The organism is Muricoccus pecuniae, from assembly GCF_014199205.1.
GTDB classification, from domain to species: domain Bacteria; phylum Pseudomonadota; class Alphaproteobacteria; order Acetobacterales; family Acetobacteraceae; genus Roseomonas; species Roseomonas pecuniae.
Genome location: NZ_JACIJD010000019.1, coordinates 57984 through 75466 on the forward strand (window position 1 = coordinate 57984; position 17483 = coordinate 75466).

The 17483-nt window shown below is 73.6% G+C and carries 21 protein-coding genes and 1 pseudogene; 8 read left to right on the forward strand and 14 right to left on the reverse strand.

Going from position 1 to position 17483, the window contains the following annotated elements; all coding sequences use genetic code 11:
• Positions 1-82: 82 nt before the first annotated feature.
• The gene (locus FHS87_RS17880) at positions 83-301 is read right to left on the reverse strand and encodes a hypothetical protein (RefSeq protein WP_184520758.1); all 219 of its coding nucleotides are present in this window, start codon (positions 299-301) and stop codon (positions 83-85) included.
• 219 nt (positions 302-520) lie between these two features.
• Here FHS87_RS17880 and FHS87_RS17885 point away from each other — a divergent pair, with 219 nt between their 5' ends.
• On the forward strand, positions 521-1120 hold the full coding sequence (locus FHS87_RS17885) for a YqhA family protein (protein ID WP_184520759.1): 600 nt from the start codon (positions 521-523) through the stop codon (positions 1118-1120).
• A 17-nt stretch (positions 1121-1137) separates the two neighbouring features.
• Here the strand turns inward: FHS87_RS17885 and FHS87_RS17890 are convergent, their stop codons facing one another.
• The 3 genes from FHS87_RS17890 to FHS87_RS24300 are packed head-to-tail and all read right to left on the reverse strand — an operon-like array spanning position 1138 to position 2889.
• Positions 1138-2007, reverse strand: coding sequence for a metal ABC transporter permease (locus FHS87_RS17890; RefSeq protein ID WP_221300074.1), 870 nt, complete (start codon positions 2005-2007; stop codon positions 1138-1140).
• Between the two features lie 4 nt (positions 2008-2011).
• Entirely contained in the window at positions 2012-2743 is a 732-nt protein-coding gene (locus tag FHS87_RS17895) for a metal ABC transporter ATP-binding protein (RefSeq protein ID WP_184520760.1), read from the reverse strand.
• A 14-nt stretch (positions 2744-2757) separates the two neighbouring features.
• Positions 2758-2889, reverse strand: a complete 132-nt coding sequence (locus FHS87_RS24300) for a hypothetical protein (protein ID WP_281394507.1) — start codon at positions 2887-2889, stop codon at positions 2758-2760.
• A 96-nt stretch (positions 2890-2985) separates the two neighbouring features.
• Here FHS87_RS24300 and FHS87_RS17900 point away from each other — a divergent pair, with 96 nt between their 5' ends.
• Positions 2986-4272 (forward strand): DUF445 domain-containing protein, encoded by a 1287-nt coding sequence (locus FHS87_RS17900; RefSeq protein ID WP_246418507.1) that lies wholly within the window; start codon positions 2986-2988, stop codon positions 4270-4272.
• A gap of 7 nt (positions 4273-4279) precedes the next feature.
• Here the strand turns inward: FHS87_RS17900 and FHS87_RS17905 are convergent, their stop codons facing one another.
• Complete coding sequence (locus tag FHS87_RS17905) at positions 4280-5557, reverse strand: TAXI family TRAP transporter solute-binding subunit (protein WP_184520762.1); 1278 nt, start codon at positions 5555-5557, stop codon at positions 4280-4282.
• 146 nt (positions 5558-5703) lie between these two features.
• On the opposite strand from FHS87_RS17905, the gene FHS87_RS17910 reads away from it, so the two are divergent.
• Positions 5704-6153, forward strand: a complete 450-nt coding sequence (locus FHS87_RS17910) for a hypothetical protein (RefSeq protein WP_184520763.1) — start codon at positions 5704-5706, stop codon at positions 6151-6153.
• Positions 6154-6237: 84 nt separating this feature from the next.
• Here FHS87_RS17910 and FHS87_RS17915 read toward each other — a convergent pair whose 3' ends face one another.
• The 5 genes from FHS87_RS17915 to FHS87_RS17935 form a co-directional block, all read right to left on the reverse strand.
• Positions 6238-7539, reverse strand: a complete 1302-nt coding sequence (locus FHS87_RS17915) for a TRAP transporter large permease (RefSeq protein WP_184520764.1) — start codon at positions 7537-7539, stop codon at positions 6238-6240.
• 3 nt (positions 7540-7542) lie between these two features.
• The gene (locus tag FHS87_RS17920; protein WP_184520765.1) at positions 7543-8079 is read right to left on the reverse strand and encodes a TRAP transporter small permease; all 537 of its coding nucleotides are present in this window, start codon (positions 8077-8079) and stop codon (positions 7543-7545) included.
• A gap of 10 nt (positions 8080-8089) precedes the next feature.
• Complete coding sequence (locus FHS87_RS17925; protein ID WP_184520766.1) at positions 8090-9076, reverse strand: TRAP transporter substrate-binding protein; 987 nt, start codon at positions 9074-9076, stop codon at positions 8090-8092.
• Between the two features lie 137 nt (positions 9077-9213).
• On the reverse strand, positions 9214-10131 hold the full coding sequence (locus FHS87_RS17930; RefSeq protein ID WP_184520767.1) for a glycosyltransferase family 9 protein: 918 nt from the start codon (positions 10129-10131) through the stop codon (positions 9214-9216).
• Positions 10128-11255 carry a glycosyltransferase family 4 protein gene (locus tag FHS87_RS17935; protein WP_184520768.1) on the reverse strand — a complete coding sequence of 376 codons (1128 nt, stop codon included), beginning with the start codon at positions 11253-11255 and terminating at the stop codon, positions 10128-10130. Before FHS87_RS17935 ends, FHS87_RS17930 begins: the two co-directional genes overlap by 4 nt.
• Positions 11256-11372: 117 nt before the next feature.
• On the opposite strand from FHS87_RS17935, the gene FHS87_RS17940 reads away from it, so the two are divergent.
• Both FHS87_RS17940 and FHS87_RS17945 read left to right on the forward strand, forming a co-directional pair.
• Entirely contained in the window at positions 11373-12128 is a 756-nt protein-coding gene (locus tag FHS87_RS17940; RefSeq protein WP_184520769.1) for an alpha/beta hydrolase, read from the forward strand.
• Between the two features lie 91 nt (positions 12129-12219).
• Positions 12220-12804, forward strand: coding sequence for a carboxymuconolactone decarboxylase family protein (locus tag FHS87_RS17945; protein ID WP_184520770.1), 585 nt, complete (start codon positions 12220-12222; stop codon positions 12802-12804).
• A gap of 52 nt (positions 12805-12856) precedes the next feature.
• Here the strand turns inward: FHS87_RS17945 and FHS87_RS17950 are convergent, their stop codons facing one another.
• From FHS87_RS17950 to FHS87_RS17960, 3 genes are all read right to left on the reverse strand, one after another.
• Positions 12857-13489, reverse strand: a complete 633-nt coding sequence (locus FHS87_RS17950; protein WP_184520771.1) for a 2-dehydro-3-deoxy-6-phosphogalactonate aldolase — start codon at positions 13487-13489, stop codon at positions 12857-12859.
• On the reverse strand, positions 13486-14430 hold the full coding sequence (locus FHS87_RS17955) for a 2-dehydro-3-deoxygalactonokinase (protein WP_221300076.1): 945 nt from the start codon (positions 14428-14430) through the stop codon (positions 13486-13488). The genes FHS87_RS17950 and FHS87_RS17955 overlap by 4 nt, the downstream gene beginning before the upstream one ends.
• 244 nt (positions 14431-14674) lie before the next feature.
• Positions 14675-15340: an MBL fold metallo-hydrolase gene (locus FHS87_RS17960; RefSeq protein ID WP_184520773.1), complete on the reverse strand. Its 666-nt coding sequence runs from the start codon at positions 15338-15340 to the stop codon at positions 14675-14677.
• A gap of 181 nt (positions 15341-15521) precedes the next feature.
• Here FHS87_RS17960 and FHS87_RS17965 point away from each other — a divergent pair, with 181 nt between their 5' ends.
• The 3 genes from FHS87_RS17965 to FHS87_RS17975 are packed head-to-tail and all read left to right on the forward strand — an operon-like array spanning position 15522 to position 17091.
• Complete coding sequence (locus FHS87_RS17965; RefSeq protein ID WP_184520774.1) at positions 15522-15917, forward strand: hypothetical protein; 396 nt, start codon at positions 15522-15524, stop codon at positions 15915-15917.
• Complete coding sequence (locus FHS87_RS24305; RefSeq protein WP_184520775.1) at positions 15874-16344, forward strand: SDR family NAD(P)-dependent oxidoreductase; 471 nt, start codon at positions 15874-15876, stop codon at positions 16342-16344. The genes FHS87_RS17965 and FHS87_RS24305 overlap by 44 nt, the downstream gene beginning before the upstream one ends.
• A 9-nt stretch (positions 16345-16353) precedes the next feature.
• Positions 16354-17091 carry an SDR family oxidoreductase gene (locus tag FHS87_RS17975; RefSeq protein WP_184520776.1) on the forward strand — a complete coding sequence of 246 codons (738 nt, stop codon included), beginning with the start codon at positions 16354-16356 and terminating at the stop codon, positions 17089-17091.
• 107 nt (positions 17092-17198) lie between these two features.
• On the opposite strand, the pseudogene FHS87_RS17980 reads toward FHS87_RS17975, so the two are convergent.
• Positions 17199-17483, reverse strand: a pseudogene (locus tag FHS87_RS17980) (hypothetical protein); the annotation flags it as partial.

The window sequence follows — 17483 nt, forward strand, 5'->3', positions numbered from 1 at the left end:
TCCTCGCTGATCCTTCCAGAAACTGCACCCGCCGCGCGCCGAGGCAAGGGGGCCCTGCCCGCCGGGCCGCTCCGGGCGGGCCTCAGCTCACCGGCGCGCCGTCCCCCCCGGCCTCCTGCCGGTAGCCGACGCGGACGCCGTTGGCCGGGGCGCGGTCGACCTGCGGGCTCAGCCCGTGCCGCCGGCCCACCGCCTCCGCGGCCGCGGCGATGTCGTCCTTCTCGCCCTCGCTGCAGGTGATGGTCACCGTGCCCCGCGCCGCCACGGCCCGCTCCAGCTGGTCGTCCCACTTCGTCGCCATCGCCTGTCCTTCCCTGCATCGCGCCTCACGGGGGCCTGGCGCCGCGCCTTGCGCGCGGAACCGGTGTCGCGCCCTGCGGCGCGAAACCAGGGCCACGCCGCGCGCGACGGGTCCTTTCCAGGCCACCCGCACGCCCGGTGAACGCGAGGGAGGGCCGAAAGGCCATGCGGCGCGTTGTGCATCCCGGGCGGCCCGGAGGCGGCCCGGGGAGAGAGGCGGATGGGCGACCTGCTGAACAAGACGATCCTGGCGAGCCGCTACGTGCTGGCGGTCTTCTATCTCGGCCTCGCGGCCGCGCTCGCCATCTATGCCGTGAAGTTCGCGACGAAGGTCTGGGAGTTCGGGGCGAAGGTCCTGTTCTCGGACGACCACGACAACCTTCTCGCCATCCTATACCTCCTGGATTCGGCACTGGTCGCGGCGCTGGTCGTCACCGTCGCCCTCTCCTCCTGGGATTCGCTCGTCTCCCGCCTCAAGGCCGATGCCGAGCGGGAGAACATGAGCTGGGTGGCGAAGGTCGATCCGGGCAACCTGAAGATCAAGCTCGCGACGGCGCTCGTCGCCATCTCCGGCATCAACCTCCTCCAGCTCTTCCTCGATATCCGGGAGACGGAGGACCGCGTGCTCGGCTGGGCGCTGGCCATCCACGGCGCCTTCCTCCTCGGCGTGCTCGCCCTCGCCATCGCCGACCGGCTGGAGGGCACGCCCGAAGGCAAGCCGACGGCCGAGACGCCGACGGGGCAGAAGACCGGCGCGCTTCCCGGGCGGAAGCAGCGGATCGAGACCGGGCCGGATCGCCCGCCCGCCCGCGAGCCCTGAGGGCCGGGCGCGCCCCCCTACCCCGCCAGGTGCCGCCGCCGGAAGAGGCGGGCGAGCACCCCGTCCACTGGACCGGCGAGCACCGAGACGATCCAGGCAGCCCCGGCCGAGAGCACCACCGCCGGGCCTGTCGGCACGTCCAGGTGGTAGGAAACGAGGATGCCGGTGACGGAGGAGAGGATCGCGACGAGGGAGGCGGCATAGGCCATCCCTCCCACCCCCCGTGCCCAGTGGCGGGAGGCGACGGCGGGCAGCATCATCAGCCCCACCGCCATCATCGTGCCCATCGCCTGGAAGGCGGCGAGCACGTTCAGCACCACCAGCGCCATGAAGAGCATGTGCCAGGCCCCGCCCCGCGCGCCCTCGGCCGCGGCGAAGGAGGGGTCGAAGCACTCCAGCACGAGCGGCCGCCAGGCGAGAGAGAGGGCGAGCAGGGTGAGGGTCGCCACCCCCGCCATCATCAGCAGCGCCGGGTCGTCCACCCCGAGCACGCTGCCGAAGAGAAGATGGGTCAGCTCCACCGACCCCGCCGAGGCCGAGACCATGGTCACGCCGAGGGCGAGGGCGACGAGGTAGAGGGCGGCGAGCGCCGAATCCTCCCGCCCCCCCGTCGCGCGGGAGAGCGCCCCGGCGCCGAGCGTGACGGCCAGTCCCGCCACCAGCCCGCCGAGCGACATGGCCGTGACCGAGAGCCCGGCGAGGATGAAGCCCGCCGCCACCCCGGGCAGGATGCCGTGGGCGAGCACGTCGGCCGTCAGGCTCATCCGCCGGAGCATGAGGAACACGCCGAGCGGCGGCGCCGCGACCGAGAGGACGAGGCAGCCCACCAGGGCGCGCCGGAGAAAGCCGAACTCGGCGAAGGGCGCGATCAGGAGGTCGTAGGGCAAGGGATCAGGCGGCGCGGCCGCAGGCGCCGGCGGAGGCGTCCCATCCCTCGGCCATCATCCGGGCGCGCAGGCGGTTGGAGGCGGCCAGCGCCGCCTCGGTGCCGCCCCAGGCCACGGGATCGCGGGCGAGGAGGAGGGTCTCGGGGAACTCGCGCCGCACCAACTCCAGGTCGTGCAGCACCGCCACCACCGTGCGGCCCTGCCCGTGCCACTCCCGCACGAGGCGCAGCAGGTCGGCGGCGGTGCGGGTGTCCACGGCGTTGAAGGGCTCGTCCAGCAGGATGACCGGCGCGTCCTGCACCAGCAGCCGCGCGAAGAGCAGGCGCTGGAACTGCCCGGCGGAGAGGCTGCCCACGGGGCGGCGCGCGAAGCCGGCCAAGCCCACCGCCTCCAGCGCCGCCTCCGCCTCCGCCCGCCCGGCGGGGGCGACGGAGCGGAAGGCGCCGAGGCGCCGCCAGTGGCCGAGCATCGCGACATCGAGGCAGGAGATGGGGAAGCTCCGGTCCAGCGCCGACATCTGCGGCAGCAGGGCGATGCGCCCGGCCGGGCACTCGATGCGCCCCTCGTCCACGGGGTGCAGCCCGGCGATCGCCCGCAGCAGCGTCGTCTTCCCCGCCCCGTTCGGCCCGACGATGGCCGTCAGGCTTCCCGCCTCGAAGGCGCCGCTGAGATGGTGCACCGCGGGGTGGCGGTCATGCGAGAGCGTGACGCCGTGCAGCCGGATCGCGTCGCTCATGCCGGGGGACCCCTTCATGCCGAGAGCGCCCAGAGCACGGCTGCCCAGAGCAGGGCCGAGACGGCCAGGGCCCAGCCCAGCCGGGTCAGGGCGCCGGCCGAGAGGTCCAGGGGGTCCCGAAGGAGAAGAGGGGGGCGGAGGCGCATCGTGTTACGACATAACATACGCCCGCCCTCGCCGCGCTTCAACGCCCCAGCCCTGGAGAAGCCGCGCGCGGATCGCCACTCTCCCCCGCGATGGACATGACTCCCCCCCTCTCGCCTCCCCGTTCGGACGAGGCCGAGCTGCGCACCCGCCTCATCCACCACAAGAGACTCGCCACCGGCCTCCTCGCCGGCATGGCGGGGGTGACGCTCGGCTCCTACGCCCTGCCGCCGGGCTACTGGACGGATCTTCTCCAGGCCTCGGCCAAGGCGGGGCTGGTGGGCGGGCTGGCCGACTGGTTCGCGGTCACGGCCCTGTTCCGCCGCCCCCTCGGCCTTCCCATCCCCCATACCGCCATCATCCCGCAGCAGAAGGCGCGGCTGGGCCAGGGGCTCGGCCGCTTCGTGGCCAACCACGTGCTGACCGAGGCGGAGCTGCGCCGCTTCGCCGGGCGGATCGACGCCCCTGCCCTGCTGCGCCGCTTCCTCTCGGACCCCGACAGCACCCGCCCGGCGGCCGAGGCCATCGCCGCCGGCCTGCCCCGCATCCTCCGCAGCCTGGAGGACGGGCGGGCACGCCGCCTGCTGCTGCGGCTGCTGCCGCGCATGGTTTCCGGCCCTGCCGCCGCGCGGCTCGTGGCGCGGACGCTCCGCCTGCTGGTGCAGGGCGGGCGGCACCAGGAGGTGTTCGGCCTCGCCCTCTCCCAGCTCAAGGCGCTGGTGGCGGCGAAGGAGGAGAGCCTGAAGGGCGCCATCGCCCAGCGCGTGCGGGCCGAGGGCGGGGCGCTGGTGGGCTGGATGGCCGGCGCCGCGGTCGCCCGCCGCGTCCTCTCCGCCCTCAATGCCGAGCTGGAGAAGATGGAGCCCGGGGACAGCGAGCTGCGCGCCGCCTTCGAGGCCTGGGTGGAGACCGAGATCGACAGGCTGGAGAGCGACCCGGCCCGCGCCGAGGCCGTCGCCGCCGCGCTGCGGAGCGCCATCGCCCATCCCGCCGTCTCGGCCTGGCTGATGGAGGCCTGGTCCCGCCTCCGCGCCGCGCTGGAGGCCGATGCCGCCCGGCCGGAGGGCCGGACCGTCGCCCTGATCAACGGCCTCCTCGCCAATCTCGGCGGCATGCTGGAGAGCGACCCGGCGGCGCGGGCGCGGCTGGAGCGGGGGATTGAGGCGGCGCTGATCGCAGTGCTCCCCGCCGCCCAGGGGCGGATCTCTGGATTCATCGCCGAGGTCGTCTCGGGCTGGGACCCGGCGACGGTGGTGGACAAGATCGAGCTGCGCGTGGGGCGGGACCTGCAATATGTCCGGATGAACGGCACGGTCGTCGGCGCGCTGGCGGGCGGCGCGATCTTCGCGGTGCTGCACGCGATCTTCGGGCGGGTGGCCTTCTAGCCCCCGCTCACGCCGCCCCCGCCTTGCGCTCCCGCAGCCAGGCGATGTGGCGGCGCAGGTCGTAGATGCGGTCGGCATAGCTGTCGGGCAGCTTCAGCTCCGCCGCCTCCTTGTCGAGCGCGTCGAGCTTCGCCGCGGTCTGCATGGAGAGGCCCTTCGCACTCTCCTCGTCCACCTTCCGCACCTTGTTGTAGATGTTCCAGAGCTGCCGCTCGATCTGCCAGGTGTAGATGGGCGGCGCGATGCGGGCGAGCGGCAGCAGCAGCGTGATCAGCGGGATGGCGAGCACCCAGAGCCGCTCCACCGCGATCGCCACCCAAAAGGGAAGGTAGGTCTGCAGGAAGGAGACGCCCCTCTCGTAGAAGCGCGCGGCATCGGCCTGCAGCGGCACCTCGTGGCTCAGGCCGGAGGGGAAGCGCCCCTCGGGCGAGAAGAGGGTGCGGGCCTTATGCGTGTCGCGCAGGATCCGCATCATCAGCGCGGCCACCTGCGGGTTCAGGTCGTCCCGCGCCAGGAGGGAGGCGGCGGGCGCCATGAGGGTGACGTCGCCGCGCGGCAGGTCCTCGGCGAGGCTCAGCCCGCCGTTGGGAAGGTGGACCGGCGTGAGGAAGGGCAGGTGCGTGGCATAGGCCTCCGCCCGGCTCTCGAAGTTCAGCAGCTCCACGCCCTCGGTGCGGACGAGGCGATTGATCGCCTCCGTGGGCCGGGCGGAGACGAGCACGGCGGCCCGGGCCTGCCCGCTCGCCAGCGCCTCCGCCGCCTCGGCGCCCTGGAGCGGCAGGGGCTGGATCGCGTCCGCCCCCAGCCCGTTCGCCGCCAGCAGCGCGAGGGCGAGGACGCGGGTGCCGCTCCCCTCCGGCCCCACGGCCACCGGCTGGCCGCGCAGCGCCTGCACCGGGCTGCCCCCCTGCTGGCCGGACCGGATGAAAACCCAGGCGGGCTCGTAGAAGAGCTGGCCCAGCGTGACCAGCCGCTCCGCCCCGAGCGCCGTGGGCACGCCGCCCTGGACATGGGCGAGGTCCACCCGCCCCTCCTTCAGCAGGCGGATGCTCTCCGCCGAGCCCTGGCTGGTGACGCGCTCCACCTTGAAGCGCTCCCCCTCCAACTCCTTCGCATAGGCCTCCACGGCGACGCTGTACGCGCTGCGGGGGTCGGGCAGCACGGCGAGGCGGATCGTCTCGGGCGGTGCGGGAGAGACGAAGCGCCAGGCGATAACCAACCCGATGATCGTCGCCAGGAGCACGAGGCCCCATGACCGGAAGAGGGCTTTGACGGCTTGCCACATGCCCCGGCAACGATGCTGCCCCGGCGGGGTTGCCGGTGGCGCGGCGGGGTTCCCGCAACCTGTGGACTGCCCGCCACGTTGCCCTCCCGATCCCAGGTCCGGCCCACTCAAGGGACGGCCGGATCGCACGGAGAGGAGATAACGCCATGTCCCGGAACATCGCGGCCCTTACGGCCGCCCTCGCCTTCACAGCCATGGTCGCCGCAGGCGGCGCGCGGGCCCAGGGCAGCAGCACGATGGGTGGCAGCGCCGGCGGCATGCCGAGCGGAATGGGCTCGGGCAACATGGGCTCGGGCAACATGGGCTCCGGCAGCATGGGCTCTGGCACGATGGGCTCCGGCACGATGGGCTCGACGGGCATGAACGCGCCGGGCATGGGTTCCGGCGCCATGCCGATGCCCGCGCCGCAGGCTTCCCAGCGCGGCATGCAGGACCACTCCATGCACGGCGGGCATGCGATGCGCGGCGAGCGCCGGGCCATGCGCCGCGGGGAGCGGGCCGAGAGCCGCGCCTCCAATGACCAGAACGGCGCCTATATGGGCGGCGGCGGCGTCTATGAGCGCCTGCCGGACGGCACGCTGCGCCCCGTCATGTGACGAGGGGGGCCGCCGCGGCGCCCGCGCCGCGCGGCCCGCCCTTGCAGATAAACGCCGCCGGGTCCGCCCGGCGGCGTTCCTGATTCAGCGGTTCAGCAGCGCGTCCGGCAGCCAGGTCACGGTCGCCGGCCAGATGGTGATGACGGCCACCGTCGCCACCAGCATGAGGAAGAAGGGCAGAGAGGCCCTCGCCACCGCCGTCTGCTCCCGCCCCGTCATCGTCTGCATGACGAAGAGGTTGAAGCCCACGGGCGGCGTGATCTCCGCGATCTCCACCAGCAGCACGATGAAGATGCCGAACCAGACGAGGTCGAAGCCGGCCTGCTGGATCATTGGCACGACGATCGAGGTGGTGAGCACGATCATCGAGGTGCCGTCCAGCGCCGTGCCGAGCACGACATAGACCACCGTCAGCATGGCGATGATGCCGTAGGGCCCTAGGCCGAGCCCCGCCACCGCCGTGGCCAGCGCGGCCGGGATGCCGGTCAGCGCCATCGCCTTGGTGAGATAGGCGGCGCCGGCCAGGATGAACATGATCATGCAGGAGAGCCGCGTCGCCCCCATCAGGCTCTCGCGGAAGCTCTCCCAGGTGAGGCAGCGCGTGACGGCGGCGAGCAGCAGGCTGCCGAACACGCCGAAGGCCGCCGCCTCCGTCGCCGTCGCCCAGCCGACGAACATCGAGCCGATCACGCCGATGATGAGCAGCGCGCAGGGGATGAGCTGCGCCGAGTGCCGCAGCTTCTCGGCCAGGGACATGCGCGGATCGGCCGGGGGCTGCTTCCTCGGGTTCAGCAGCGCCCAGACGGCGATGTAGAGGCTGAACAGCGCCATCACGATCAGCCCGGGGATGCAGCCCGCGATGAAGACGCGCACGATCGAGACCTCGGCCGCCACGGCATAGACCACCATGATGATCGAGGGCGGGATCATGATGCCCAGCGTGCCGGAGGTGGCGAGGCTGCCGATGGCCACGTCCTCGTCGTAGCCGCGCCGCTTGAGTTCGGGCAGCGCGATCTTGGAGACGGTGGCGCAGGTCGCGGCCGATGAGCCGGAGACGGAGCCGAAGATGCCGCAGGCCAGGATGTTGACGTGCAGCAGCCGCCCGGGAATGCGCCGCACCCAGGGGGCGAGGCCGTTGAACAGCTCCTCCGACAGCTTCGTGCGGAAGAGGATTTCCCCCATCCAGACGAACATCGGCAGCGCGGCCAGCGTCCAGGACCCCGTCGCCTCCCAGAAGGCGGAGGCGAGATAGGTGCCGGGCTGGGGGTGGACGAAACTGACGGCGACGAAGCCCACCGCCGCCAGCGCCATGCCGATCCAGAGCCCGCCCGCCAGGAGAAGGCCGAGCAGGAGCAGCAGCAGGCCGGAGAGTTCCAGCAGTTCCATGGGCTACACCTCGGCCGAGAAGTCGCCGCGCGCGGCGCGCTCCTCCGCGGCGATCACGTAATGGGGCCGCCCGCCCCGCAGCACCGTCACCAGCTCGTCCAGCACGGCGACCAGCAGGATGCCGGCGCCGATGGGCATGGAGAGCTTGGGGATCCAGAGCGGGATCGGCAGGGCGCCCTGGGCGAGGTCCTCGATCTCCAGGGAGAAGAGCACGTCGTCGAGCGTCCAGTAGAAGGCGTAGCCGCAGCCGATGGCGGCGAGCGCCAGCGCGCCGATCTCGAGGACGCGGCGCGGGCCGGGGGAGAGGCGTTCCAGCAGCAGCCCCACCCGGATCAGCTCGCCCCGGCGGAAGGTCAGGGCGAGCGCGAAGAAGGTGGTGGCCACGCAGAGATACGCGCTGATGTCGTCGGCGCCGGGGAACTGCATGTTCAGCCCGCGCAGCGCCATCTGCGCCATCATCACGAGGAAGATCCCGAGGAGCGAGAGCGCGGCGAAGCCGGCGCTGGCGGCGTAGAGGGCGTCCAGCGCCCGGCGGAGCATCCCTCTTCCCTCAGGCGCGGTAGGAATCGATCAGCTTCTTCCCGTCCTCGCCCGCCTTGGCCACCCACTCATCCGTCATGGTGGCACTCACCCGGGAGAGGCCTTCCTTCAGCGCCGCGCTCGGCTGCACCACCTGCAGGCCGCGCGCGGCCAGCGTGTCCTGCGCCTCGCGCTCGGCCGCCTTCGACATCTCCAGCCCGCGGGCCTGGGCGGCCTTGGCAGCGGCCATCACGGCCTCGCGCTGGGCGGCGGGCAGGGCCTCGAAGGCGCGGCGGTTCGCGAAGACGTAGTTGTTCGTGTAGCTGAAGTTCACGGGGGTGAAGAACTTGCAGTAGTCCCAGGCCTGGGTGTCCACGCCCGTCGCGGCGCTCGTGACCATGCCGTTGATCACGCCGGTGGCGAAGGCCTGCGGCACCTCCGTCGCCTGCACCAGCGTCGGGTTCGCGCCGACGAGCGTCGCGAAGCGGTTCGTCATGGTGTTGAAGGTGCGAAAGCGGCTGCCCCGCAGGGTGTCCAGGCTCTCGATCGGCGCGTTGCTGTAGAAGCCGCCGGGAGGCCAGGGCACGTTGTAGAGCACGGTGAGGCCGGTGCGCTGGAAGCGCGCCTCAATATAGGGCTGCGCCAGCCCCGCGAGCTTCACCGCCCCATCGAAGCTCCCGGCCAGCAGCGGCACGCCGTCCAGCTCGAAGAAGGCCTCCTCGTTCCCGAAGTTCGACAGCAGGATCTCGCCCATCTGCACCTGGCCGCGCTGCACGCCGGGCTTGATCTGCGGCATGGGCAGCAGGGAGGAATTGGTGTGGAGCTGGATCCCCAGCGCGCCGTTCGTCGCCTTCCCGATCTCCTCCACGAAGGCGCGGACGTTCTTCGTGTGGAAGTTCGTCTCTTGGTAGGGGGTCGCGAACTGCCAGCGCGTCTGCGCCCGGGCGGCGCCGGCGCCGGCGAGCAGGGCCGCACCCGCGCTGCCGGCGGCGAGAAGGTTCCGACGGGTGAGGACCATGGGGCTGCTCCGCTGCGCTGCGCCGCCCGGCATCTCGGACCGGCGCCTGGATTCCGGGCGCATCATCGGCACCGCTTCCCTCCCGGCGCAAGACCGGCCGGGCGGCCCATTCCGCGGCGCGGGCGCGGCCCTGCCCCTTAAGGCGGCATCCACGCGATGGCGCGCGCCACTTCTGCCACCCGATCGGGCGGGAGCTCGGCCAGCGGCTCGTGCCGCAGCACGCGGACCTCGGCGCCGCGCGGGGCGCAGAGGGCGGGGTCGCTCTCCCCGCCGAACAGGGCGAGGGTGGGGCAGCCGGTGGCGGCGGCGAGATGGGTCGGCCCCGTGTCGTTCCCCACGGCCAGCGCGGCGCGGCGCGCGACGGCGGCGAGCTGGAACAGGCTGGTCCTCCCCGTCAGGTCCAGCGCCTCCGGCGCGGCGGCGCGGATGGCGCGGGCCAGCTCCCCCTCCCCCGGCCCACCCGCCACGACGGCCGGCATGCCGAGCCCCGCCGCGAGCGCCGGGAAGCCCGGCCAGCGCTTGCCCGGGCGCGCGGGGCTGGCACCAGGGATCAGAAGCGCGAAGCGGGGCGGCAGGCCGAGGCCGGAGAGGTCGGCGTCCAGCCAGGAGAGGTCCGGGGCGGGAAAGCGGGTGATCCCCGCCATCTCCAGCTGGTCGCGCTGGCGCTCGACGGTGTGGATGAAGTCGCGGTTCGGGTTGCTGTGCGGGTGGCTCGCGCCGCGCGCGATGCCGGACCATTCCGGCCCTGTTCCCGTGAACCACCGCAGGCGGGAGGAGCGCGAGGAAGTCTGGAGGTCGTAGACGCGGTCGAAGCGCGCCGCCCGCAGGCGGCGGGCGAGCGAGAGGGTCGCGCGCAGCTCGGTGTAGCGGGGGCGCCCGTCATCCCACACCCGGTCGAACCAGGGGCTGCGGCGGGCCAGCTCGGCGAAGGGCGGCGTGGTCAGCAGCGTGATGCGGGCGTCCGGGTGGTGCGCGCGGATGGCGGCGAAGGGGCCGAAAGCCTGCACGACGTCGCCGAGGGCGGCGAACTTGATGACGAGGATCTCCGCGCTCATGCCAGCTCCCGGTAGACGGCCAGCGTCGCCTCCGCCATCGCGGCGGTCGTGTAGCGCGCGAGCACGGCGGCCCGCGCCGCTTCCCCCATCGCCGCCCGCTCCTCCTCGGGCATGGAGAGGGCGCGGGCGATGGCGCCGGCCAGGGCCGCCGGGTCGCCGGGCGGCACGCGCCAGCCGGTCACCCCCTCCTCCACCGTCTCGCGCGGGGCGCCGAGGTCGGAGGCGATGACGGGGCGGCGCATGGCCTGGGCCTCGATCACCGTGCGGCCGAAGGCCTCCGCATCCGTGCTGGCGTGGACCACCACATCCGCCAGGGCGAGGGCGGCGGGCATGTCCGCCACGGGGCCGGGCAGGCGCACGGGGGCGCCGCTCGCCCCGGCCAGCGCCCTCAGCTCGGCGACGAAGCCGTCCCGCCCCTGCGCGTCCCCGGTGAGGACGATGGCGGGGCGGGGCTCGGCCATGAGGGCGGCGGCGCGCAGCAGCACCTCCCCGCCCTTCCAGCGCGTCAGCCGTGCGGGCAGCAGCACCACGGGTCGGCCGGGCGGCAGGTCCCATTCCCGCCGCAGCATCCGCAGACGGGCGGGGTCCACTGCATCGGGGTCGAAGCGCTGGGGATCGACGCCGCGGGGGATGATCCGCAGCCGGTCCTCCCCTACCCCGTGGCGCTCCCGCACGAGGGCGGCGATGTGCCCGCTGATCGCGATCACCCGCTCGCCCCGCGCCATGACGGAGTTGTAGAGGCGCTTGCCCGGGAAGCCCTCGTTGTAGCTGCCGTGATAGGTGGTGACGAAGCGCGCCCCCGTGGCGCGGGCGGCCATCAGCGCGGCCCAGGCGGGGAAACGGCTGCGGGCGTGGATGATCCGCACGCCCTCCGCCCGCGCCACCTCCGCCAGGGCGCGCGCCTGGGCGGGCAGCAGGAGGGGGTTCTTCCGGTCCAGCGGGAGGGTGACGTGCCGCGCCCCGACCGCCTCCAGCGCGGCCACCATCGGCCCGCCGGCCGAGGCGACCAGCGCCTTCCCCCCGGCCTCCACCAGGGCGCGGGCGATCTCGACCGTGCCCTGCTCCACCCCGCCGGCGCGGAGGGCGGGGAGCACCTGCAGGACGGTGGGCGGCGGGGCGGGCATGGGCTTGCCCTTACCGCGCGCGCCGCGCGCCGTCACGGCCAGGGGGCACGGCTTTGGGGGCACGGCCAGCGGGGTACAGCTTGCGGCCCCTCCCCGCCCGGGGCTAGGCCCTCGGGGATGAACGAGATCCGCGGCACCCTCACCCGCCCCGACGGCGTGGCCCTGGCCTGGGCGGCCCTTCCGGGCACCGGCCCCACGGTCGTCTTCCTCGGCGGCTTCCGCTCGGACATGGAAGGGTCGAAGGCGCTCCACCTGCGGGACCACTGCGCCGCGGCGGGCCGCGCCTTCCTCCGTCTGGACTATTCCGGCCACGGCATCAGCGGGGGCGCCTTCGAGGAGGGCACGATCGGCACCTGGGCGGAGGACGCCGCACTGGTGATCGGGGAGCGGGCGCCCGGCCCCCTGGTGCTCGTGGGCTCCTCCATGGGGGGCTGGATCGCGCTGCTCCTCGCGCGGCGCTGGGGGGCGGAGCGGGTGCGTGCCGTGATCGGCCTCGCCGCCGCGCCCGACTTCACCGAGGCGCTGATGCCCGGCGCCTTCAGCGAGGCGGACCGGGCCACCCTGGCGCGGGACGGCGTGCTGCGCGTCCCCTCCCAGTACGGGGAGCCGATCCCGATCACCCTTCGCCTGCTGACGGAGGGGCGGAACCACCTGCTCCTGCCTGGCCCCATTCCCTACGCCGGCCCGGTGCGGCTGCTCCAGGGCATGGCGGACCCGGACGTGCCCTGGAAGCACGCGCTGCGGATCATGGAGGCGCTGCCGGGTCCCGACGCGGAGCTGACCCTCATCAAGGACGGCGACCACCGCCTCTCCCGCCCGGGGGACCTCGCCCTGCTGTCGCGGGTCCTGGACGCGCTGCCGGCGGGGGGCTGACCGCGCGCCCTCCCCGCCCGAGACGACGCTGGCAGTGCGCGGCGCGACGCTGTTAGCTGCCCGGAAGAAGACCAGGGCCGGGAGGGCAGCCATGTACCTCGAGACCATCAGCGAGGAGGCGGCGGAGGGGCGCGTCGCCGAGATCTACGCGGCGGGGCGGGCAGCGAACGGCTTCGTCATGGAGGCGACGCGCTGCTTCACCACCCGGCCCGACCTGCTGCCCCTCCTCACCGACTTCGCGGGCGGCATCCGGGAGGGCTTCTCGCTCGGCCCGCGCGCCTGGCGCCTGATCACCTTCGTCGCGGCGAGGCACATCCCATCGACCTACTGCTCCCTCGTCTACGGGCAGCAGCTCATCGCGGACCTCGGATCGAGGGAGGCCGTCCTCGCCGTGCAGCGCGACTTCCGGACGGCCGGGCTCGACGGGCGCGAGGTGGAGATGCTCGCCTATGCGGAGAAGATCACGACGGACGCCGCCGCCATCACGGAGGGGGACATAGGGCGGCTCCGGGCGGCCGGCTTCTCGGACCGGAACATCTGCGACATCGCGCTCTGCGCGGGCTGGCGCAGCTTCGTCAGCCGGTTCTTCGACGCGGTCGGCGCGGCGCCCGAGCCCGCCTATCTCGACGCCGACCCCGCCTTCAGGGCGGCGCTGACGGTCGGCAAGCCCGCCTGACACCCGGCCGCCCGCCGCTGCCTTCCCGGCGCCTGGGCGGGAGCCGGCCCGGTCAGCCGCCCTCCAGCCCGCGCCAGGCGGCGACGAAGGCGCGGGCCTGGCGCCCGACCTCCTCCACCCCGTCGCCGGGCCTGTAGAGCGCCGATCCCAGCCCGAAGCCGGCGGCCCCGGCCGCGCGGTACGGGGCCATCCGCTCCGGCGTGATCCCGCCCACGGGCAGCAGGCGCGTGCCCTTCGGCAGCACGGAGAGCATCGCCTTCATCACCGGCGGCGTCAGCATTTCGGCGGGGAAGAGCTTCAGGGCGTCGGCGCCGGCCGCGAGGGCGGCGAAGGCCTCGGTGGGCGTCGCGATGCCGGGGAGGCAGGCCATACCGAGGGACTTCGCCGCGCCGATCACCACCGTGTCGGCATGGGGCATCACGACGATCCGCCCCCCGGCGCGGCTGACCTCCCCAACCTGGGCGGGGGTGGTCACGGTGCCGGCGCCGATCAGCGCGTCCTCGCCAAGGGAGAGGGCGAGGCGCTCGATGCTCTCGATCGGGCGCGGCGAGTTCAGCGGCACCTCGATGACCGCGAAGCCGGCCTCCACGAGCGCCCGCCCGATCGGGACCACCTCCTCCGGCGTGACGCCGCGCAGGATGGCGACGAGCGGCAGGCGGGCGAGGCAGGCGTCCAGCGGGATCATGCGGAGGGCTCCGTCGTTTCGCGGAGGAGGCCCGCGCGGAGGGCGATATGCCACAATCCGGCGGCGGTGGCCTCGGCATCGGTGACGACCGGCACCCCCTCCAGCCCGAGAAGGGAGAGGGCCTGCACATAGCGCCCGCAGAGCGCGGGGTCGCCGATCAGCGCCAGCTCCCGCCCCCCGGCGGCCAGGGCGCAGACCAGCTCCTCGCCGATCAGGAGGCCGGAGAGGTAGTCGAGGGCGAGCTCCGCCCGCAGCCCGCCGGTGAGGACAAGCGAGCGGGCCGAGAAGAGAAGCGGCGCCGCATGGCCGCCATCCCTCACCGCCTCCACCCCCCGCGCGAAGGCGCCGCGCGCCTCCGCCTCGGACGGCCGCGGCCCCTCGGCGATCCGGCCGAGGATGGAGTGGGCGCGGAGCACGCCGAAGACCTCGCCGGTCATGTAGGTGGTGAAGCCCGTGATCCGGCCGTCCTCGACCTCCACCCATTTCGAATGGGTTCCGGGCAGGACCAGCCTTGCCCGCCCGGCGCGGCCGGGATGGAGGGTCAGCCAGCCCGCGACCTGCGTCTCCTCCCCCCGCATGACATCCGGCCGCTCGCCCTGGCGGGCGGCGCCGGGCACGATCAGCAGCTCCCCGCCCGGCGTGGTGGCGAGGCCCCGCGCGAGCTCCTCGATGCCGGCCGGGCAGGACACATAGGGGGCCTCGACCCAGCCCTGGCGGCTTCCCACCATGCCGCAGGCGAGGCTGTTGAGCGCGGGCCACCGCGCCTTCCACTCGCCGGTGGCGGAGCGGAGCGCGGCCCCGAACCCGCCCTCCGCGACCCCCATCACCCCGGCGGCCGCCGTGGCGGTGTCCAGCACGCGGCCGCCCTCGCCAAGCAGATAGGCCCGGAGATTCGTCGTGCCCCAGTCCAGCCCGATCAGGCCTGGCGTGCTCGAAACCATGGCGGCGCCCTTCCCAGCATTATCCCCCGCCATGCGCCAGAAGAGCGGAGGGCGACGGTGATGCGCCTTATGCGGCGCCTAGCGGCAAGGCGGTAGCACCCCGCGGGCGGCCTGGACCGGGATGACGGCCCGCGCGGCCGGTGGCGGCGCCCCGGCCCGGGGTCCATCAGGCGAGCGCCGGCAGGGAAGATCCCGCCCGGCGCACCGCATCGCCCCGGCCGCCGGGCCGCGGCTGGTCCGACGTTCAGCCCCGGCCCTTGAGGAAGGGGTTGGACCGGCGCTCCTCGCCGAAGGTGGAGCCCGGGCCGTGGCCGCAGAGGAAGCGGATCTCGTCGCCGAGCGGCAGCAGCTTGTCCTTGATCGCCGCGATCAGCGCCGCATGGTCGCCATAGGGGAAGTCGGTGCGCCCGACCGAGCCGCGGAAGAGCACGTCCCCGACCACCGCGACGCCGAGGGCGGTGGAGACGAAGGCCAAGTGGCCCGGCGTGTGGCCGGGGCAGTGCAGCACGGCGAAGTCCTGGCCCGCGAGGGAGACCGTCTCGCCCTCCGCCAGCCAGCGGTCGGGCGTCACGTTCTCCAGACCCTCAATGCCGAAGCGCGCGCCCTGTTCGGCCAGGCCTTCCAGGAGGAAGGCATCGCGGCGGTCAGGTCCCTCGATCGGCACGGCCCCGCCCTGCCGGGCTTCCAGCTCGCGCTTCAGCTCGGCGGCGCCGCCGGCATGGTCCAGATGGCCATGGGTGAGGAGGATGCGCTCCACCGTGAAGCCCGCCTTGTCGAGCGCGGCGAGGATGCGCGGCACGTCGCCGCCGGGGTCGATTACCGTGCCGCGCCCGCTCCCCGCGTCCCAGATCAGGGTGCAGTTCTGCTGGAAGGGGGTGACCGGGATCTGGGCGGCCTGGAGCTGGGGCATGGGGCTGGCCTGCCATGCGGGACAGGAGGGGTCAACGGGCGTGCCCCCCGGCAAGGCCGCCCCTCCCCGCCGCCGAGGCGCTGCGGTAGGGTCGTGCGCCAGCACGGCTTCCGCTGCGACCCCGGACGGCGAGCGGAACGACGCCAGGCGGCCTCCTGCGTCCCCCAACGAAGGCGATCCGATGCCCACTCCCCTGGAGCAGTTCACCACCATGGCTGCCGCCATCGCGGAAGCCGCGGCCCGGAGCCAGCTCGGACAGGACCTGCTCGTCACGAACGAGCCGGGTGATGTGGATGCCCTGGAGCTGGACAGCGAGGCCAGCCCGCAGACCGTCACCGGCCACTTCGCCGTCGTCATGGCTGGGACGCCGGGCAGCATGACCGCATCACTCGCCCCCAGCGGCGATGCCGGGATGTTCGACATCCAGCTGGTGATCACCCCGCAGGGCAGCGACGAGCAGGTGGTGTTCACCGCCACCGTGGAGGACAGCATGGGGCTCGCGGACAGCTATCGCGCCCTCCTGGATGCCAAGCGTGACCCGGGCGCCGATCCCGACATCCAGAACACCGTCGCCTGATCGTCGCTCCGGGCGGCGGGCCGCCCCGGGCACCGACCTGCGCAGCGCCTTCTGCCGCACGCGGTTCGGCCAGCCGGTGCTGGCGCGGGGGCAGGGCTGCATCGCCCATCGCGGCTTCCCGCTGGCCTCGGCCTACGCCCTGAGAGAGCACGGCATGGCGGGCCTCACCCTCTCGCTCGCGGCGGAAGGGGCGGCGCGCGGCGTGCCGGTGAACGGGATCTCGCCGGGCTTCTTCATGACCGAGCTGAACCAGGCCAAGATGCACCCCGAGCGCAAGGAGAGTGCCCTGCGCCGAACCCCGATGGGCCGCTTTGGCAGGATGGAGGAGCCGGTGGGCGCCGCCGTCCACCTCGCCTCCCCCTCGGCCGGTTTCGTGACGGGCACGATCATCAACCTGGATGGCGGCTATCTCGCCAACGGAATCTGAGGAGGGGGCATGTTTCGTCTCGACGGCAAGAAATGCATCGTCACAGCGGCCGGGCAGGGCATCGGCCGCGCCGCCGCCATCGCCTGCGCCGAGGCCGGGGCCGAGGTGGTCGCCACCAGCCTCTATGCCGGATCCATGGCCGATCTCGCGGGCCGGCCAAACATTGAGGTCCAGGAACTGGACGTGACGGACGCCGCGGCGATCGGGCGCTTCGCCGAGGGCGTCGAGCGCGCCGACATTCTGGTGAACTGCGCCGGCATCGTTCACGACGGCACGCTGCTCGACTGCACCGAGGAGGAGTGGGACACCGCCTTCGACCTCAACGTCCGGTCCATGTTCCGGCTCACCCGCGCCCTGCTGCCGAAGATGCTCGCGGGCGGCGGAGGGTCGATCGTGAACATCTCCTCCGTCGCCGGCTCGGTGAAAGGCGTGCCGCGCCGCTTCGCCTACGGCAGCACCAAGGCCGCCGTGATCGGACTCACCAAGGCGATCGCGGTCGACTTCATCGGCCAGAACATCCGGTGCAACGCGATCTGCCCGGGCACGATCGACAGCCCTTCCCTGGGCGACCGGATGCGGGCCCAGCCGGACCCTGATGCGGCCCGCGCCATGTTCATCGCGCGCCAGCCCATGGGCCGGCTCGGGACGCCGGAGGAGGTAGCGTCCCTCGTCGTCTACCTCGCTTCCGATGCCGCCGCCTTCACCACCGGTGCGGTGCACGTGATCGATGGCGGCTTCACCCTGTAGCTGGCGCCGCCGATGCGATCCTCCTCGTCGCGGCGGGGACGCTGGAGGCGCGGGTCCGGATGTTCTGCTGGCGGCCGGCGTGTGCACGGCCAACCACCCGGCGGACACTAACCCGGCGGCGCGGAGGGACCCTCCTTCCGTGCGCGGCCGCTCCGCCCCGTGGGCGGCCTCCACTCGCCCCGCTTTCTGGCGGACCAGGCGTAGCGGGGGTCGTTGTCCAGCAGGTGGAGGTGGTCCCCCAGGCGGTTGCGCCCGAGCCAGGCCAGGGCGGCCTCCAGCTCCTCCAGCGTCATGCGCGCCCGCGCCTTGTCGCCGGTCACGCGCTTCAGGATCGCGTTGTAGCGGTGGTAGAGCCCGGCTCCCGCCACGCCGCCGCGCGGCCCGGCCAGGGT

Excerpts from the sequence above, each read along its gene's own strand:
- FHS87_RS17880 (WP_184520758.1), bottom strand. The coding sequence starts at position 301 with ATGGCGACGAAGTGGGACGACCAGCTGGAGCGGGCCGTGGCGGCGCGG.
- FHS87_RS17885 (WP_184520759.1), top strand. The coding sequence starts at position 521 with ATGGGCGACCTGCTGAACAAGACGATCCTGGCGAGCCGCTACGTGCTG.
- FHS87_RS17895 (WP_184520760.1), bottom strand. The coding sequence starts at position 2,743 with ATGAGCGACGCGATCCGGCTGCACGGCGTCACGCTCTCGCATGACCGC.
- FHS87_RS24300 (WP_281394507.1), bottom strand. The coding sequence starts at position 2,889 with ATGCGCCTCCGCCCCCCTCTTCTCCTTCGGGACCCCCTGGACCTCTCG.
- FHS87_RS17900 (WP_246418507.1), top strand. The coding sequence starts at position 2,986 with ATGACTCCCCCCCTCTCGCCTCCCCGTTCGGACGAGGCCGAGCTGCGC.
- FHS87_RS17905 (WP_184520762.1), bottom strand. The coding sequence starts at position 5,557 with ATGTGGCAAGCCGTCAAAGCCCTCTTCCGGTCATGGGGCCTCGTGCTC.
- FHS87_RS17910 (WP_184520763.1), top strand. The coding sequence starts at position 5,704 with ATGTCCCGGAACATCGCGGCCCTTACGGCCGCCCTCGCCTTCACAGCC.
- FHS87_RS17915 (WP_184520764.1), bottom strand. The coding sequence starts at position 7,539 with ATGGAACTGCTGGAACTCTCCGGCCTGCTGCTGCTCCTGCTCGGCCTT.
- FHS87_RS17920 (WP_184520765.1), bottom strand. The coding sequence starts at position 8,079 with ATGCTCCGCCGGGCGCTGGACGCCCTCTACGCCGCCAGCGCCGGCTTC.
- FHS87_RS17925 (WP_184520766.1), bottom strand. The coding sequence starts at position 9,076 with ATGGTCCTCACCCGTCGGAACCTTCTCGCCGCCGGCAGCGCGGGTGCG.
- FHS87_RS17930 (WP_184520767.1), bottom strand. The coding sequence starts at position 10,131 with ATGAGCGCGGAGATCCTCGTCATCAAGTTCGCCGCCCTCGGCGACGTC.
- FHS87_RS17935 (WP_184520768.1), bottom strand. The coding sequence starts at position 11,255 with ATGCCCGCCCCGCCGCCCACCGTCCTGCAGGTGCTCCCCGCCCTCCGC.
- FHS87_RS17940 (WP_184520769.1), top strand. The coding sequence starts at position 11,373 with ATGAACGAGATCCGCGGCACCCTCACCCGCCCCGACGGCGTGGCCCTG.
- FHS87_RS17945 (WP_184520770.1), top strand. The coding sequence starts at position 12,220 with ATGTACCTCGAGACCATCAGCGAGGAGGCGGCGGAGGGGCGCGTCGCC.
- FHS87_RS17950 (WP_184520771.1), bottom strand. The coding sequence starts at position 13,489 with ATGATCCCGCTGGACGCCTGCCTCGCCCGCCTGCCGCTCGTCGCCATC.
- FHS87_RS17955 (WP_221300076.1), bottom strand. The coding sequence starts at position 14,430 with ATGGTTTCGAGCACGCCAGGCCTGATCGGGCTGGACTGGGGCACGACG.
- FHS87_RS17960 (WP_184520773.1), bottom strand. The coding sequence starts at position 15,340 with ATGCCCCAGCTCCAGGCCGCCCAGATCCCGGTCACCCCCTTCCAGCAG.
- FHS87_RS17965 (WP_184520774.1), top strand. The coding sequence starts at position 15,522 with ATGCCCACTCCCCTGGAGCAGTTCACCACCATGGCTGCCGCCATCGCG.
- FHS87_RS17975 (WP_184520776.1), top strand. The coding sequence starts at position 16,354 with ATGTTTCGTCTCGACGGCAAGAAATGCATCGTCACAGCGGCCGGGCAG.